General features: G+C 68.0%; 12 protein-coding genes. 7 read left to right on the top strand and 5 right to left on the bottom strand.

All coding sequences use genetic code 11. The features are described 5' to 3' along the window. Window positions 1–90 precede the first annotated feature (90 nt). The 5 genes from ACFLIT_RS04600 to ACFLIT_RS04580 all read left to right on the top strand — a co-directional run bounded on the left by ACFLIT_RS04600 (window position 91) and on the right by ACFLIT_RS04580 (window position 2,907). Entirely contained in the window at window positions 91–687 is a 597-nt protein-coding gene (locus ACFLIT_RS04600) for a YqaA family protein (protein WP_479910021.1), read from the top strand. A gap of 35 nt (window positions 688–722) precedes the next feature. Continuing rightward, on the top strand, window positions 723–1,262 hold the full coding sequence (locus tag ACFLIT_RS04595) for a disulfide bond formation protein B (protein WP_479910020.1): 540 nt from the start codon (window positions 723–725) through the stop codon (window positions 1,260–1,262). Beyond that, window positions 1,259–1,819: a demethoxyubiquinone hydroxylase family protein gene (locus ACFLIT_RS04590; RefSeq protein WP_479910019.1), complete on the top strand. Its 561-nt coding sequence runs from the start codon at window positions 1,259–1,261 to the stop codon at window positions 1,817–1,819. The genes ACFLIT_RS04595 and ACFLIT_RS04590 overlap by 4 nt, the downstream gene beginning before the upstream one ends. An 86-nt stretch (window positions 1,820–1,905) precedes the next feature. Further along, entirely contained in the window at window positions 1,906–2,343 is a 438-nt protein-coding gene (locus ACFLIT_RS04585; protein ID WP_479910018.1) for a hypothetical protein, read from the top strand. A gap of 105 nt (window positions 2,344–2,448) precedes the next feature. After that, complete coding sequence (locus ACFLIT_RS04580) at window positions 2,449–2,907, top strand: hypothetical protein (protein WP_479910017.1); 459 nt, start codon at window positions 2,449–2,451, stop codon at window positions 2,905–2,907. Window positions 2,908–3,071: 164 nt separating this feature from the next. Here ACFLIT_RS04580 and ACFLIT_RS04575 read toward each other — a convergent pair whose 3' ends face one another. The 5 genes from ACFLIT_RS04575 to flgK form a co-directional block, all read right to left on the bottom strand. Further along, entirely contained in the window at window positions 3,072–5,810 is a 2,739-nt protein-coding gene (locus ACFLIT_RS04575) for a TonB-dependent receptor domain-containing protein (RefSeq protein WP_479910016.1), read from the bottom strand. A 559-nt stretch (window positions 5,811–6,369) separates the two neighbouring features. Beyond that, on the bottom strand, window positions 6,370–6,930 hold the full coding sequence (locus tag ACFLIT_RS04570; RefSeq protein ID WP_479910015.1) for an HNH endonuclease: 561 nt from the start codon (window positions 6,928–6,930) through the stop codon (window positions 6,370–6,372). Between the two features lie 171 nt (window positions 6,931–7,101). Then, window positions 7,102–8,322: a tRNA 2-thiouridine(34) synthase MnmA gene (gene mnmA / locus ACFLIT_RS04565; protein ID WP_479910014.1), complete on the bottom strand. Its 1,221-nt coding sequence runs from the start codon at window positions 8,320–8,322 to the stop codon at window positions 7,102–7,104. Between the two features lie 101 nt (window positions 8,323–8,423). Then, the gene (locus ACFLIT_RS04560; protein ID WP_479910013.1) at window positions 8,424–9,347 is read right to left on the bottom strand and encodes a flagellin; all 924 of its coding nucleotides are present in this window, start codon (window positions 9,345–9,347) and stop codon (window positions 8,424–8,426) included. Window positions 9,348–9,361: 14 nt separating this feature from the next. Further along, entirely contained in the window at window positions 9,362–11,479 is a 2,118-nt protein-coding gene (gene flgK / locus ACFLIT_RS04555) for a flagellar hook-associated protein FlgK (RefSeq protein WP_479910012.1), read from the bottom strand. A 376-nt stretch (window positions 11,480–11,855) separates the two neighbouring features. Here flgK and ACFLIT_RS04550 point away from each other — a divergent pair, with 376 nt between their 5' ends. Both ACFLIT_RS04550 and ACFLIT_RS04545 read left to right on the top strand, forming a co-directional pair. Further along, window positions 11,856–13,172, top strand: a complete 1,317-nt coding sequence (locus ACFLIT_RS04550; RefSeq protein ID WP_479910011.1) for a flagellar hook-length control protein FliK — start codon at window positions 11,856–11,858, stop codon at window positions 13,170–13,172. A gap of 9 nt (window positions 13,173–13,181) precedes the next feature. Further along, window positions 13,182–13,871 (top strand): flagellar hook assembly protein FlgD, encoded by a 690-nt coding sequence (locus ACFLIT_RS04545; RefSeq protein ID WP_479910010.1) that lies wholly within the window; start codon window positions 13,182–13,184, stop codon window positions 13,869–13,871. Window positions 13,872–13,882: the final 11 nt, after the last annotated feature.

Here is a 13,882-nt window from a genome sequence, read left to right as displayed (position 1 = left end):
AAATCGTATCGTATGAAACTACCTTGCCTGGGGCGCGACAAGCGGCGCCGCCCCTGCTAGCTAGCGAAACGCATAAGCGCCGGAGATGTCATGCTGCGTGGGATGTACGATTGGGTGATGAGGCTTTCGGCCTCGCGCCACGCCCCCGCCAGCCTGTTCGCGGTCTCCTTCGCGGAGAGCTCGTTCTTCCCCGTTCCGCCGGACGTGATGCTGGCGCCGATGGTGCTGGCCCGGCCGGACCGGGCGTGGCGCTACGCCGCGCTCTGCACCCTCGCCTCGGTGCTCGGCGGCATGCTGGGCTATGCGATCGGCTTCTACCTCACCGACATCGCCTTCAAGCTGATGGCCGCCACCGGCCATGCCGGCGGCCTGGCCGAGTTCCAGTGCTGGTACGGCAAGTACGGCGTGTGGGTGATCCTGGCCAAGGGGCTCACTCCAATCCCCTACAAGCTGGTGACCATCGCCTCGGGCCTCGCCCACTTCAGCCTGCCGATGTTCATTCTCGCCTCGGTGGTGACGCGCGCCGCGCGCTTCTTCCTGGTGGCGGGCGTGGTCAAGAAGGTCGGGCCGGCGATGCTGCCGATCATCGAGCGGCGTCTGGCCCTGTTCGCCGGCCTTCTGATCTTGCTCGTTGTCGGCGGCCTCGTGGCCAGCCATTTCATTGGCGGCGGCGGCGGCGCATGCTGAACTGTTCGCTTGATCTGAAAGGTCTCTGACCCGCCGTGTCCCTGACGCAAGACAACAGCCCGGTCTCGCCGCTGCTTCGCCACTGGCCGCTCGTCGCCTTCCTGGTCTCCGCCGCCATGCTGGCGACCGCCCACGCCTTCGAGACCTTCGGCGACCTCGCCCCCTGCCACCTCTGCCTGAAACAACGCGAGGTCTACTGGGTGGCCCTCGGCGTCGCCGCCATCGGCGTGGTCACCCAGCGGTTCGCCTGGGCCAAGCGCACCCGCCTGGCCGTTCTCTGGATGCTGGCCGTCGCCTTCCTGTTCGGTGCGGGCCTCGCGGCCTTTCACGCGGGCGTCGAGTGGAAGTGGTGGCCGGGCCCACAGACCTGCACCGGCGGCGCGACCGTCAGCATCGAGGACATGAACGCCCTGCTCTCCGGCGACGCCAAGGCCAGCGCCCCGGCCTGCGATGTCGCCGCCTGGCGGATGTTCGGCCTGTCGATGGCCGGCTGGAACGCGCTGGTGTCCCTGGGCCTCGCCGGCCTGTCCTTCGCGGCGGCGATGCGGGCCTTCAAGCAGGGCGGGATCCGATGAGCGCGCCCGTTCCGCCCCGCCCCGGTCGCGGCGCCCCCAAGGCGCGGCTGGCGGAAATCCTTCGGGTCGATCACGCCGGCGAGCTCGGCGCCGTGCATATCTATCGAGGCCAGCGCGCCGTCTTCGGCGCCGCCCGCGCCCACGGCCGCATCGACCGCCAGCTGGCGGAGATGGAGTCGCACGAGGCGGTGCACCTGGCCCGCTTCGACGCCCTGCTCAACGAACAGCGCGTGCGTCCCACGCTGATGGCGCCTCTGTGGCGCGCGGCAGGCTTCATACTCGGGGCCGGCACGGCCCTCCTGGGAGAAAAGGCGGCGCACGCCTGCACCGAGGCGGTCGAGACCGTGATCGAGGGCCACTACGCCGGCCAGATCGCCGAGCTTGAGGGTCGCGATCCCGAACTGGCCGCCGAGCTGAGCAAGTTCCGTGATGAGGAACTGGCGCATCGCGATCATGCCGTCGCCGAGGGCGCCAAGGATGCGCCGGGATACGGCCTGTTGTCGGCGGTGATCCAGGCCGGCTGCAAGGCCGCGATCAAGATCAGCGAAAAGGTCTGAATCCGACGTCCGCCAGGAACGCCGACTCCTCTCATCCGTTTATCCGATGAGCGGTCGCCGCTGGGACGACCGCGAGGAGCGGCGCCATGCCGATCGCCATTCAGCACCCCAAGCCCGGAGTCGCCGGCCCGCCGGGCGCCGTCATCGCGCTGGCGGTGATCGGCGTCATGGGCCTCTACGGCTTCACCACCGCCCTACAGAAATCGATCGCCGATCGGCGCGCCTCCATCGTGGCCGTGCGCGGTGACGACACCGTGCGCCTGGCCTCGGCCGTCGCGCCCACGCCGTCCATGGTCTACGCCGTGTCCGACACCCCGCCGCCCACCGTGCGGCCCGTCCGTCGAAGCCCGCCCAAGCCGCCCGAACCGGAGATCTCGCCCGAACCGACACCGGTCCATCTGACCGCCGTAACGCCGACCGAAGTGGCGGTCGCCCCCCTCATCCAGGCCACGAGCGCCTCGGCCGCCGGTGTCGCCGCCTCGACCGTCGAACCGAGTCCGCCAGCCTCCGCGCCAAGCCCTTAGGCGCAAGCGATTGAAAAAGTGATCGAACTTGACCGTGAACCGACGCCGTCGGCTCGCGTTGGCCTTGTGGGCGGGGCCCGAAAACCTCGGATGGAGGAACACCCAATGCGTCAATTGCTTCTTGCCGCCAGCGCCGCCGCCCTGGCCGCCGCCATGCTGACGATGCCTGCCGCGGCTCAGATCACGGGCGGCGTCACCGGCGGCGCCGGCTCGACAGTCGGAGGCCTCGGCGGAGCCGCGGGCTCGGTAACCGGATCGGCGGGCGCTCAGCCCGGTTCCGCGCCGGATTCCATGACGGCCCCCATCACCGGCACGGTGCGCGACACGGCCCGCAGCGTGGGCGACGCGGCTCGCGACACCTCCGCGGCCGGCGCCGAGGCCGCGCGTCAGAATGCGCCGCGCGCCTCCACCTCGACCTCGGTCGGAGCGGCGGCGGACGCCGACAAGGAGAAGAAGGACGGCGACGCCTCGGCGGCGGGCTCCACCTCCACCGGCGCGACAATGGGCGGCGCCTCGGTCGGGATGGACGCCTCGGCCGGCGCGAACGCCACTGCTCCGCGTTAACCGGCGGCCTACCGCTGAACTGGAAAAGGCCTCCGTTCGGAGGCCTTTTCTACGCCGGTCGAGATCGCATGGCCGTGAATAAAAAAGGGCCGCCCCGGCACAGGGCGGCCCTAGTCATGCAGACGCGGAAAAAGGGGTAAACGTCTGCGAAAACGATCCCTGGCTTAGAACTTGCCGCGCAGGGTCAAGGTGTAGCTACGCGGGTAGGGCGATGCCCAGTTGCCGTTATAGCCGTCGCCGTTGTCGAAGAAGGGCGGATCCTTGTCGAACAGGTTGGTCACCTGGCCTTGCAGGGTGATGCCCTTCATCAGGTTCGGGAACTCGTAGGCCACCGACAGGTCGACGGTCTTGTAGGCGTCCACCTTCTGGTTCCTCACCACCACCGAGTTCTGGTTCGTGTACTCCCCGGTGTAGTTGTAGAAGAGGTTGGTCGTCAGGTTGTTGTAGATCCAGCCGGCGCTGAAGCGCGCCTTCCACTCGACGACGTCGGTGGTGTTGAAGCGGTCCTGGAACGCCGAACCCGGCAGCGCCTTCTGCTTGTACTGAAGCTGCTGGTTGGCGGTCACGCCGACGCGGAACTGACCCAGGTTCTCGGTGCTGAACGAGTAGCTGACGTCGTAGTCCAGGCCTTCGTAGATGCGAACCCCGAGGTTCACCGCCTCGGTGTGCGGCACGTACTCGAAGTTGTTGACCAGGATCGCGTTCGAAGGCGGGAACTGCTTCAGGATCTCATTCATCCGCTCTTGCGTGGGGTAGAACTCAGCCAAGCCCTCGAAGGCCGGATTGGTGATCAGGTCGCTGCCCGTAACCTTGAAGAACAGGTTCGAATAATCGATGTAGTACCAGTTCACGCCGGCGCGCAGGCCCGGCAGGAACGCCGGGGTCCAGGTGACGCCCACCGACTTGGTCTTGGCTTCTTCCGGCGTCAGGTTGCCGCCGCCTTGGCCCGAGAGGGTGTACTGGTTGATGTTGGTGAGCGTGGTGCCCTTGTACTGACCGTAACCGATCACCTGGTTCGGGTTGGAGTTATAACCCGGCTGGCCGAACAGGCCGGTCAGCAGGCCGACGTTCGGGGCGTTGAAGTTGGTGCCGTACGAAGCGTTGATCCGCAGATCCTGGATCGGAGCCCAGACGATGCCGAACTTCGGATTGAAGGTGCCTTCGTAGCGGTCGTAGTAGTCGTAGCGACCCGAGATCGAGGCCGTCAGCTCCTGCACCAGCGGCATGGCGTTGCCGCTGCCGACCAGAGGAATGTTGGCTTCGAAGAAGGCGGCCGAGACCTGCTGGCGCGGGTGGTCGTCACGGACGACGGCGTTGTAGCCGGCGTTCGGATTACGCGAACCGGCCAGTTGCAGGGCGTTGGCCTGGGTGGCGCGGAACGAGGCGCCGACGGCCATGCGGACGGTGCCGCCCGGCAGTTCCATGATCGGACCGTCCGCCTTGAACTGCAGCTCCTGCAGGCCTTGTTGCCCCCAGTTCCATTGGCCGGTGTCGTTGTTGATCTTGGCGAGCGTGGCCGGGTTGTTGTTGGCCGCGGTCCCGAAGATGTTGAACGCAGTGGCCGGGTTGGTGTCGGCCAGGGCGGCCTTCATGTTCAGCATGTCCGGTTCGCGGTTGCGGAAGAAGTCGCGCGAACGCGAAATCACCAGCGAGGCGGTGCCTTTCCAATCGGCGCCGAGGTCAACGTCCACGCCGCCGACCCAGGTGGCCAGCGTCGACGAGCCCGGCGTGGTGTAGCGCTCGCCGAAGATATCGTTGCCCGCGCGATTGATGAACACGGCGTCGATGGCGCCCGGCGCGCCGGTCGGGAGCTGCAGCGCGGCCCACAGGGCCGGCGGCGTGTTGGCCTGGGTCAGGAACGGGTTGGACTTCGGCACCGCGATGGCGAGGTTGAACGGGTTGCCGACCGAGTAGCCTTCATAGTGGCTGTAGTTCAGTTCGGTCCACACCTTGACGATGTCGGTCAGCTGGTGCTCGGCCGTCGCCAGGAAGGAGTTGCGCTCACCGTTCTGGATGATGGTGCCGGGGGTCCGCAGGCCGCAGCGGAAATCCGGCGTGTTGGTCGAGAAGGCGCCGGTCTGCTGATTGATGCCGTAGGTCGTGCCGAAGGTGGCGCCGTTCTGCGGATTGACCGCCCGGAAGGTCGGGGTGCGGCAGGTGGTGCCGCGGTTGTCGCGGCCGCCGCGCGAGGTCTGGTCGCCGCCGAGGGCGATGAACGGAATTTCGTTCTGCAGCGGCGACTCGTTGGACGAGTAGTCGTAGGCGACCATGAAGCCGCCGCCGTCCCAGGTCTTGCCGCCGATGACGCCGAAGTTCCGGCGTTCGTAGCTGGTCTCGCCGTCGAACGAATAGGTGGCGGTGGCCTCAATGCCGTCGAACGGCTTGCGATAGATGAAGTTGACCACGCCGGCGGTGGCGTCCGAGCCGTAGATGGCCGAGGCGCCGTCGGCGATGATTTCCGTGCGCTGCAGGGCGATCGGCGGAACGGCCGACGGGTCGGGGAAGGAGCCTTCCGTGCCGGTGGCGGCCACGCGGTGACCGTTGATCAGGGTCAGGGTGGCATAGATGCCGACGTTGTGGATGTTGGCCAGGTAGCCCTGGGTGCGGAAGCGGTTCGGGGTCGACTGCTCGGCGTTGGTGCCGAAGTTGCCGAGGGTCGGCACGGTGGCCAGCAGATCCTTGACGTTGGTCGGAGCGACCGCGTTGATCTGGTCGCGCGTCACGCCGATCAGCTGCGAGCCCACCGGCGCCACGCCGCGGATCGACGAACCGGTGACCACCACTTCTTCAACGGCGTTGGCCTGGGCGTTCTGAGCGAAGGCCTGCCCGCCGGACAGGAGCGCCGTGACGGCGACCCCCGCGGCCATCGCGGCCTTGGACGAGCGGAAATAGGATCTTTTCATACTGGATTGCTCCCCTTGCGTACGCGCCGCTCGTTGGTTCGACGACGCCTTGACGACCTTGCTAATTCCCACGACCGCCCGCCTTCGGCGGTGCGTTCGGAATGCTGGCTATTGCTTCGAGAAGCCCACTGCGCCGTGGCGCGAACGATGGACCTTACCCCCCGAGTCAAAAACCGACGTTCGAATTCGACCGTAATTCATGTCACCAACGTCACAAAGCCTTTTTATGACCACCTTTGCCACATCGGTCACAAAATGTGACGCACCAGGGACACACTCGAGGCCAAAAGCGGGTCGTTTTAGCATATCTGAGATATACCGACGCCGTTCGCCGGCGCGAGCTGCGACTTTGTTGTCGATATTGTCAATTTTGGATGGGGCTGAATGTTGCAACCTGAACGTCATGGAGAGACGTTCCAAAAGCCCATGCAGCTCAACTGCCGGAGCCGCCTAAACCTTAGGGGCCGGATGGAACCGTCTGGCCCGCTGAAAGAGGCTCGACGTCCAATGTTAGCGCTCGCCCGGCGGATCAAACGCGCGCACCTGGCCCTGGCGCGCCCTAGGCTTCCAGCTCGATGTCCCAATAGAGGTAGTCGAGCCAGCTCTCGTGCAGGTGATGCGGCGGGAAACGACGCCCCCGCTCCTGCAGTTCGAACATGCTCGGCCGTCTCGGCTCCCTGAAGGGCTGCATATGAGCCTCGAAGGGGGTGCGCCCGCCCTTGCTCAGGTTGCAGGGCGCGCAGGCGGTGACGATGTTTTCCCAGGTGGTTCGGCCGCCGCGAGAGCGCGGGACCACGTGGTCGAAGGTCAGATCGCTCGGCGAGCCGCAATACTGGCAGGCGAAGGCGTCGCGCAGGAACAGGTTGAAGCGGGTGAAGGCCGGCGGCCGGTCCTGCGCCACATATTGCTTCAGGGCGACCACGCTGGGCAGCCGCATGGAGAAGGAGGGAGACCGGACCTCCTGCTCATAGGTCGAGATGACGTCGACCCGATCGAGGAACACCGCCTTGATCACCTCCTGCCAGGGCCAGAGGGACAGCGGATAATAGCTCAAGGGCCGGAAGTCGGCGTTGAGCACGAGGCAGGGATGACCCGTCAACGGGCGGGGGCTCACATGCATGGCGCGCACGCCGGCGGGAGCTTCGGGAAACGCGACGCTAAAGGACTGAAGACAAAGCCTCCCCTCACACGCGGCTGCGGGAAGCGACCCGGAGGTCGTCCCCGAACGATTCGAGCATACGCCCGAGTCGATGACGCATCCAAGACGGCGCCGTTCACCCCTCGGTGAGGTCTAGTAGGCGGCCGCCGTCCCGGCGATGAAGCCGCCGCCGAGCACGCGCTCGGGATCGTTCGCGTCGTAGAGCACGCAGGCCTGGCCGGGAGCGACGCCCTCTTCAGGATCGTCGAACACCACCGCGGGCGCGTTGCCCCGCAGCAGCAGGCGCGCCGGCGAGGGATCGCGGGTCGAGCGCACGCGGGCCAGCACGGCCACGCCCTCCGTCTCGTTATTGGCCCGCGCCGCGTCCGCCAAAGTCGGCTGCGGCCCGAGCCAGTTTTCTTCCTTCAGGCTCAGCGAGGCCGTCAGCAGCGCCTCGCGCGGCCCGACGATCACCTGGCGCGCGTCGGCGTCGATGCGCACCACGAACAGAGGATCGCCCACCGCCACGTTCAGGCCGCGGCGCTGGCCGATGGTGTAACGGGTCACTCCTTCGTGCCGGCCCAGCACCCGGCCGTCGAGATGCACGATCTCGCCCGGCTCGGCGCCGTGCGGCCGCAGGCGGTCGATAAGGGTGGTGTACTTGCCCTCGGGCACGAAGCAGATGTCTTGGCTGTCCGGCTTGTCGGCCACTGTCAGGCCGATCGCCTCGGCGGCGCGGCGCACCTCTGGCTTCTCCAGCCCACCGAGCGGAAAGCGCAGGAAGTCCAGCTGTTCGCGCGTGGTGGCGAACAGGAAATAGCTCTGGTCGCGGGCCGGATCGACGGCCCGGCGCAGCTCCGGCCCCTGCGCCCCGACCGTCCGGCGCACATAATGCCCCGTCGCCATCGCCTCGGCGCCCAGGTCGCGGGCTACGTCCAGCAGGTCGCGGAACTTCACCGTCTGATTGCAGCGCACGCAGGGGATGGGCGTCTCCCCGCGCAGATAGGCGTCGGCGAAGTCGTCGATCACCTGCTGTTTGAAGCGGCTCTCGTAATCGAGCACGTAGTGCGGCACCCCCAGGCTCTCGGCCGCCATGCGGGCGTCGAGGATGTCCTGCCCCGCGCAGCAGGCGCCCTTCTTCTGGATCGCCGCCCCGTGGTCGTAGAGCTGCAGGGTCACGCCCACCACCCCATAGCCGGCGCGGTGCAGCAGGGCGGCGGTCACCGTCGAGTCGACGCCGCCGGACATGGCGACCACCACCCGCGCGCCTTCCGGCAGGCCGACGGCCTCGCGCGCGGCCGCCGTCGCCGCGTCGAGCGCGTGGGCGGTCGGGGCGACGCCAAGGGTCTGCGTCAGGGCGAGATCGAGGTCCATCGCCGCTATTTAGCGATGCAGGGCGGCCAGCAAAAGTGGAGGCCGATTTTGCGTCCGGCCGCCATGCCAAAAGAAGGCCTGCCGGTTTACGAGATTCCCGCCTATTGCAGGATGTCCAACAGCGTCGAACTGCGCAGCGACGAGAACACCTGAGCCGCCGCCTGCATCGAAAGCTGCACCTGCTCGAGCTTCGAAACCGCCTCGGCCAGATCCACGTCGGTGATGTCGCCCGTCATGCCCTCCAGCATGTCGGCCCGGTCGCTCAGCGCCGTCTGGGCCTCGTCGGCGCGCTTCTGCATCACGCCGTTGGCGGCCTCGGTCGCGGTCAGGCCGGTGTAGGCGGTGTCGAAGCCGTTCAGCGTCGACTTCAAGAAGTCGTTCTGCGCCTGGGTCAGCTGGCCGGTGAACGGACCGTTGGCGTCGACGTAGGCCTGGATCGCCTTCATCTGCTCGAACAGCGGCGTGGCCACCTCGCTGGCCAGCATGCCGGTCTGGATGCTGGTGTTCTCGTCGAGGCGGCTGGAGGTCTTGAAGGTGTCGTTGTTGAACAGGTCGGCGGTGGCCGGCGCGGCCGTCAGGTCCGACAGCTGGGTGGCCGTCACCGGCTGGATGTCGACCTTGCCGCCCGAGAACAGATAGTTGCCGGCGTACTTGGTGTTCAGCCCCGAAACGGCGCTGTTGAAATAGTTCTGCAGCTCCAACATCAGGGTGTCGCCGTTCTCCGTCGCCACGGCGTTGGCGATGGACTCGCGCGCGCCCTTGGCGGCGTCCGAAACCTGGGCGAGGCCGGTCGCCTGCATCTCCAGCTTGGCGCCCAGCGCCTTGTTCTGGTCGATCAGGCCGTTCACCTTCACCTGCACGCCGCGCATGGCGGTCAGGGTTTCGGCGTTGCGGGCATAGCCCTTGTAGTCGCTGGCCTTCACCTGGCTGGACACCTGGGCTCCGGCCTGCTGCTGCCGGACCTGGGCGCGCTGGATGTTGGCGAGGACGGTGGCGTAGCTGCCGGCGGTCGAAACGCGGGTCATGGTTCAGGTTCCCGTCAGATCATGTTGGTCAGCACGTCGTACATGTCCTTGGCCGCCTGGATGAGGCGGGCCGAGGCGTTGTAGGCCTGCTGGTAGGTGGTCATGTTGATCAGCTCCTCGTCGAGGTTCACGCCCTCGACGGACTGGCGCTGGCTGTCGGCCTCGGTATGCACCGCCTCGGCGGCGTCCTTGCGGCTCTCGGCGTTCGCCGCCTTGCGGGCGATGTCGCCGCTCATCTGCATGGCGAAGTTCGAGAGCGTGGTCGTCGTGGCGGCGAGACCGCCGGTGGCCGCGAACTTGGTGGCCGCCTCCCCCGCCTTGGCGATGGCCAGGGCCCCGCGACCGTCGCCCGCCTTCAGCGAGGCGGCCGGCGGGCTGACCGAAAGGTCCAGCTGGGCGAACGGCAGCAGGCCCGGCTTGGAAAGCACGTTGCCGTCGATGCTGAACCGCTGGGCGCGGGCGCCCCGCTCGGCCGGGCCGATGCCGAACAGCTGGCTCATCGACGGGCCGCCGGCGCCCCGCTGGGTGTCGTCCGAAATCAGCGACAGGCTGACGCCGGAGCTGGCCGTGGCGTTGAAGGTCAACTCGCCGTCGGCGTCGAGCGAAAAGGCCCCGTAGGCGCCGACGCCGCTGGTGGGGGCGTTGAGCTGGTCGAGCAGGTCCTGCATGTCCCCGCCGGCCGTGGGGGTGACCGTGATATCCTTCAGACGCGTGCCGTCCGGCCCCATCAGGCGCAGGCTGATCGAGCCGCTGGTGAAGCCGTGCAGGCTGCTCGCCGTCATGCCCGTGGCGTAGGTGGACATGCCGGTCGAGCGGACGAGGTCGTTCAGGCCGAAGAAATGGCTGAAGCCCTTGCCGGCCTTGTCGGAGGGGGTGGTCGCGTCGTCGACGACCGAGATTCCATTGCCGCCCGTCGCCGCGACCGACAGCACGCCGTTGGCGAAGGTGGCGGACCCCGCCGCCCCCAGGCCGTTGGCGGAGTTCAGCACCCCGAGGAACGTGGCGGGCGACGCGAAGCTCGTGGTCGTGGCGCCGCCGTCCAGGCTCATGGTCTGGGCGTCGAAGTCGACCAGCACCCGGCGCTGCACCACGCCGCCGCTGTCGGTGACCACGATGTTGGTCTTGCCGGTGAAGTTGGCGAAGGCTTCCGTCGCGTCGAGGCCGGTGTTGCGACCGGTCAGGCTGGCCGGGGCCGGCACGGCGCTGGAGGCGTTGGAGGCGCGATTGATCTCCTCGGCCGCCTGGGCGGTGAACTCGCCGAGCTGGGCCGCCATGGCCGGCAGCTCGGTGTTGCGCAGTTCCAGCAGGCCCTTGATGTCGCCGGTGGTGATGTTCAGGCGCACCGGCTGGCCGGAGCCCAGCGGCAGGCTGGCGGTGATGTAGGCCTCCGCCCCGTTGGTCTTGTTGTAGCTCAGGGTCGCCGCGCCGTCGCCGGCCAGGGCATAGCCTTCGGCCGAGCGGATGTTGACCCCGCCCTGCGGACGCTGGTCGACCTTGATGTTCATCAGCGCCGACAGCTCGTCGACCAGGTTGCTCTGCAGGTTCTCCGAGCCGGTGGCGTCGCCGCCCTGCAGCGTGGCGCGCTGGATGTCGACGTTCAGGGACTGGATGCGGCTCAGCAGGTCGTTCACCTGCGAGATGTCGGCGTTGATCTTTGTGTCGGTGGTGACGCCCAGGCTGGTCAGGCCGCGCGAGATCCGGTCGGACTCCTGCAGGAAGGTCTGCAGCGTATTGACGCTGTTTCCGCGCGCGAGGGTCGAGTTCGGGTCGTCCGACGCCGCCGAGAAGGCCGCCCACACGTCTTCCAGCTTGTCGAAGAACGTGCCGGGATCCGACGGGTCGCCGAACAGGCGTTGAGCGCTGTCGAGGCCTTCATAGAGTGCTCCGGCGCGGTTGGCGTCCGCGGCGGCGATCAGGCTGGCGCCCTGCAGATAGGCGTTGGCGGCCCGTTTGATCGAGCTGATGTCGACGCCGACGCCCATGCCTTGCGAGACCAGGCTGGTCTGCACGGCCTGCTTGCGCACGTAGCCGGGCGTGTTGACGTTGGCGATGTTGTCCGAAACCACCCGCAGACCGGTCTGGGCGGCGTTCAGCCCCGTGGTCGCGGTGGCCATGATGGCGGCGAGACTCATGCGGCAGCTCCTGCGCACTGGGCAAAGCTGACCGGCGCATTCTGCCGGGCGCCGGTTCGGGCGCGGACGTGGCGTTCAGCCAAGTCGTTGATTTTCATATCATCTCCGATCCGGAAGCGGACGGTGGCGCAACCACAGGCGCAAGAGTGGCGCCAGACGCCTGTCGACCCCATTCGATCGGCAGGGATTGACCCTCAGGACGGCGAACGCCCCGGCAAAAAGCGCCACTGACCGGATTTCCGGGATCCGAGAGGAATGCTGATTTTTCCTTATATAACAATGACCTGATATCGACCTCGACAGTTGGCCCGGCGGTTGCTCAGCAGGTATCGGATCGTCGCGCCCCTGCGACGCCCCGCTCCGAAGGTCGACTCGCTTGAACGTCTCCGCCGCCTCTCCGCCCCCGCCCCCCGCCGCCGAAAAGGGCGTGGCCGTCGGCGCGTCGGCGAAAGGCGCGCCGACCGACTTCGACGCCTTGATGGCGGATGTCGGCGGCCCGGACGACGACGCCCCCGCCGCCCCGCCGCCGGCCAAACCCGTCAAGCCCGCCAAGGCCGACAGCGCCAAGGCGCAGACTTCGAACACGCCCGACAAGGTCGCCGCCGAGGACGACGCGGACGAAAACCCATCGGCGGCCGAGGCGACTCCCGATCCGATGCTCGCCGTCCTGGCCGCCTTGCTCACCCCGAACGCCAAGGCCGGCGCCGAGACCACGGGCCAGGCCCCGCCGGCGAACGCCACGGCTGTCCCGGCGCCGACCGCCCAGCCGCCGGTCGCCGCGGGCGACGCCGCGCCCGCCCTCGCCGGAACGCCGGCCCCGTCCGCCGCCACGATCGACGCCGCCCTCGCCGCGACGAACGCCAGCACGGTCGCGACCACCGAACCTGCGGCGGCGACGGCGACCGCCGCCGAAGCCCCGGTCGCCGCCCAACCCACGCTCGAGACCCCCGTCCTCAGCGACAAGCCCACCAAGGCGGAAAAGCCGACGCCCGCCGCGCCGACGCCGGCCGGCGAGACCTCGGCTCGCGCCGCGGCCAAGGCGGTCGAGACCCAGACCGCCGACGCCGTCACCGCCCTCGCCGCCGCGTCCAAGGGCGGTGAAGAGGTCGCCAGGGACGCGGGGGGAGACCCCGCCAAGGTCGCCGACGCCAATACGGCCACGGCCATGGCCGCCCCGCAGGCCGCTCGCGCGGCCGAGGGCGCCGCGCCCGGCGCCGAGACCCAGGTCGTGCGCGGCTCGCCCGACACCGTCGCCCGGCTGTCGGCCGACATCCTCAAGAAGCTCGACGGCCGCTCGACCCGTTTCGACGTCGCCCTCGATCCGATCGGGCTCGGCCGAGTGTCGGTGAAGGTCGAGATCGCCGAGCACGGTCGGATGACCGCCGCCCTGTCGTTCGAAAACGCCCACGCCGCCGCCGAACTGCGCGGCCGCTCAGGCGAACTGCGCAGCGCCCTGCAGCAGGCCGGCTTCGACGTATCCGACAACGCCCTGTCGTTCGATGTCGCCAACCAGAACGGCGGCGGCCGCAACGGCGGTCAGTCCGCCTGGGGCTTCCAGGACGATGGCCAGAACCGCGGCGGCGCCCACGCCGGCCGGGTCTTCGAGGCGGCGCTCAGCGGCGCCGAAGCCCTGGTTTCCGACATTCCATACTTCCGCACCGCGCCCGGCGACGGTGTGGACATCCGCATCTAGGGGCCGCCGATGGTCGACGCCGTCAACTCCTCCAACTCGGTCGCCAACCGCATGGCGACCTCGCGGGACAACCTGGCGTCCAGCGAGGAAACCTTCCTGGCGCTGCTGACCACGCAGCTGAAGAACCAGGATCCGCTCTCGCCGATGGATTCCAATCAGTTCACCCAGCAGATCGTGCAGATGACCGGGGTCGAGCAGCAGCTGCTGACCAACGATCTTCTCACCATGCTGGTCGGCATGAACGACGGCGGCCTGACCAACTCGGTCAACCTGATCGGCAAGCAGGTCAGCACCGAGAGCGACAAGGGCGTCCTAACCGACGGCAAGATCGACTTCACCTACAACCTGCCCCGCGCCGCCACGAGCCTGAAGCTCGAGGTGGTCGACAGCTTCGGCAAGACGGTCGCCACCATCAATCCGGACGACCTGACCAAGGGCGACAAGAGCTTCACCTGGGACGGCAAGTCCGCCGATGGCACGCAACAGCCGAACGGCGGAACCTACACCCTGAAGGCCACCGCCTCCGACGCCGCCGGCTCGAACATCGCCGTGACGCCTAAGAGCCTGCTGGCCGGCGTCGTGACCGGCGTCGAGAGCGTGGACGGGGTGACCATGCTCACCATCGACGGCCGCAAGGTCGCGCTCAACTCCGTCGTCGGCGTGACCACGCCGACGCCCACCGAAACCGCTTCCAACTAAGGACGACCTGA

Source organism: Caulobacter sp. HJHS_5, assembly GCF_056683955.1.
Note: the sequence above shows the minus strand (reverse complement) of the source record. Positions and strands in the feature narration are given on the sequence as shown.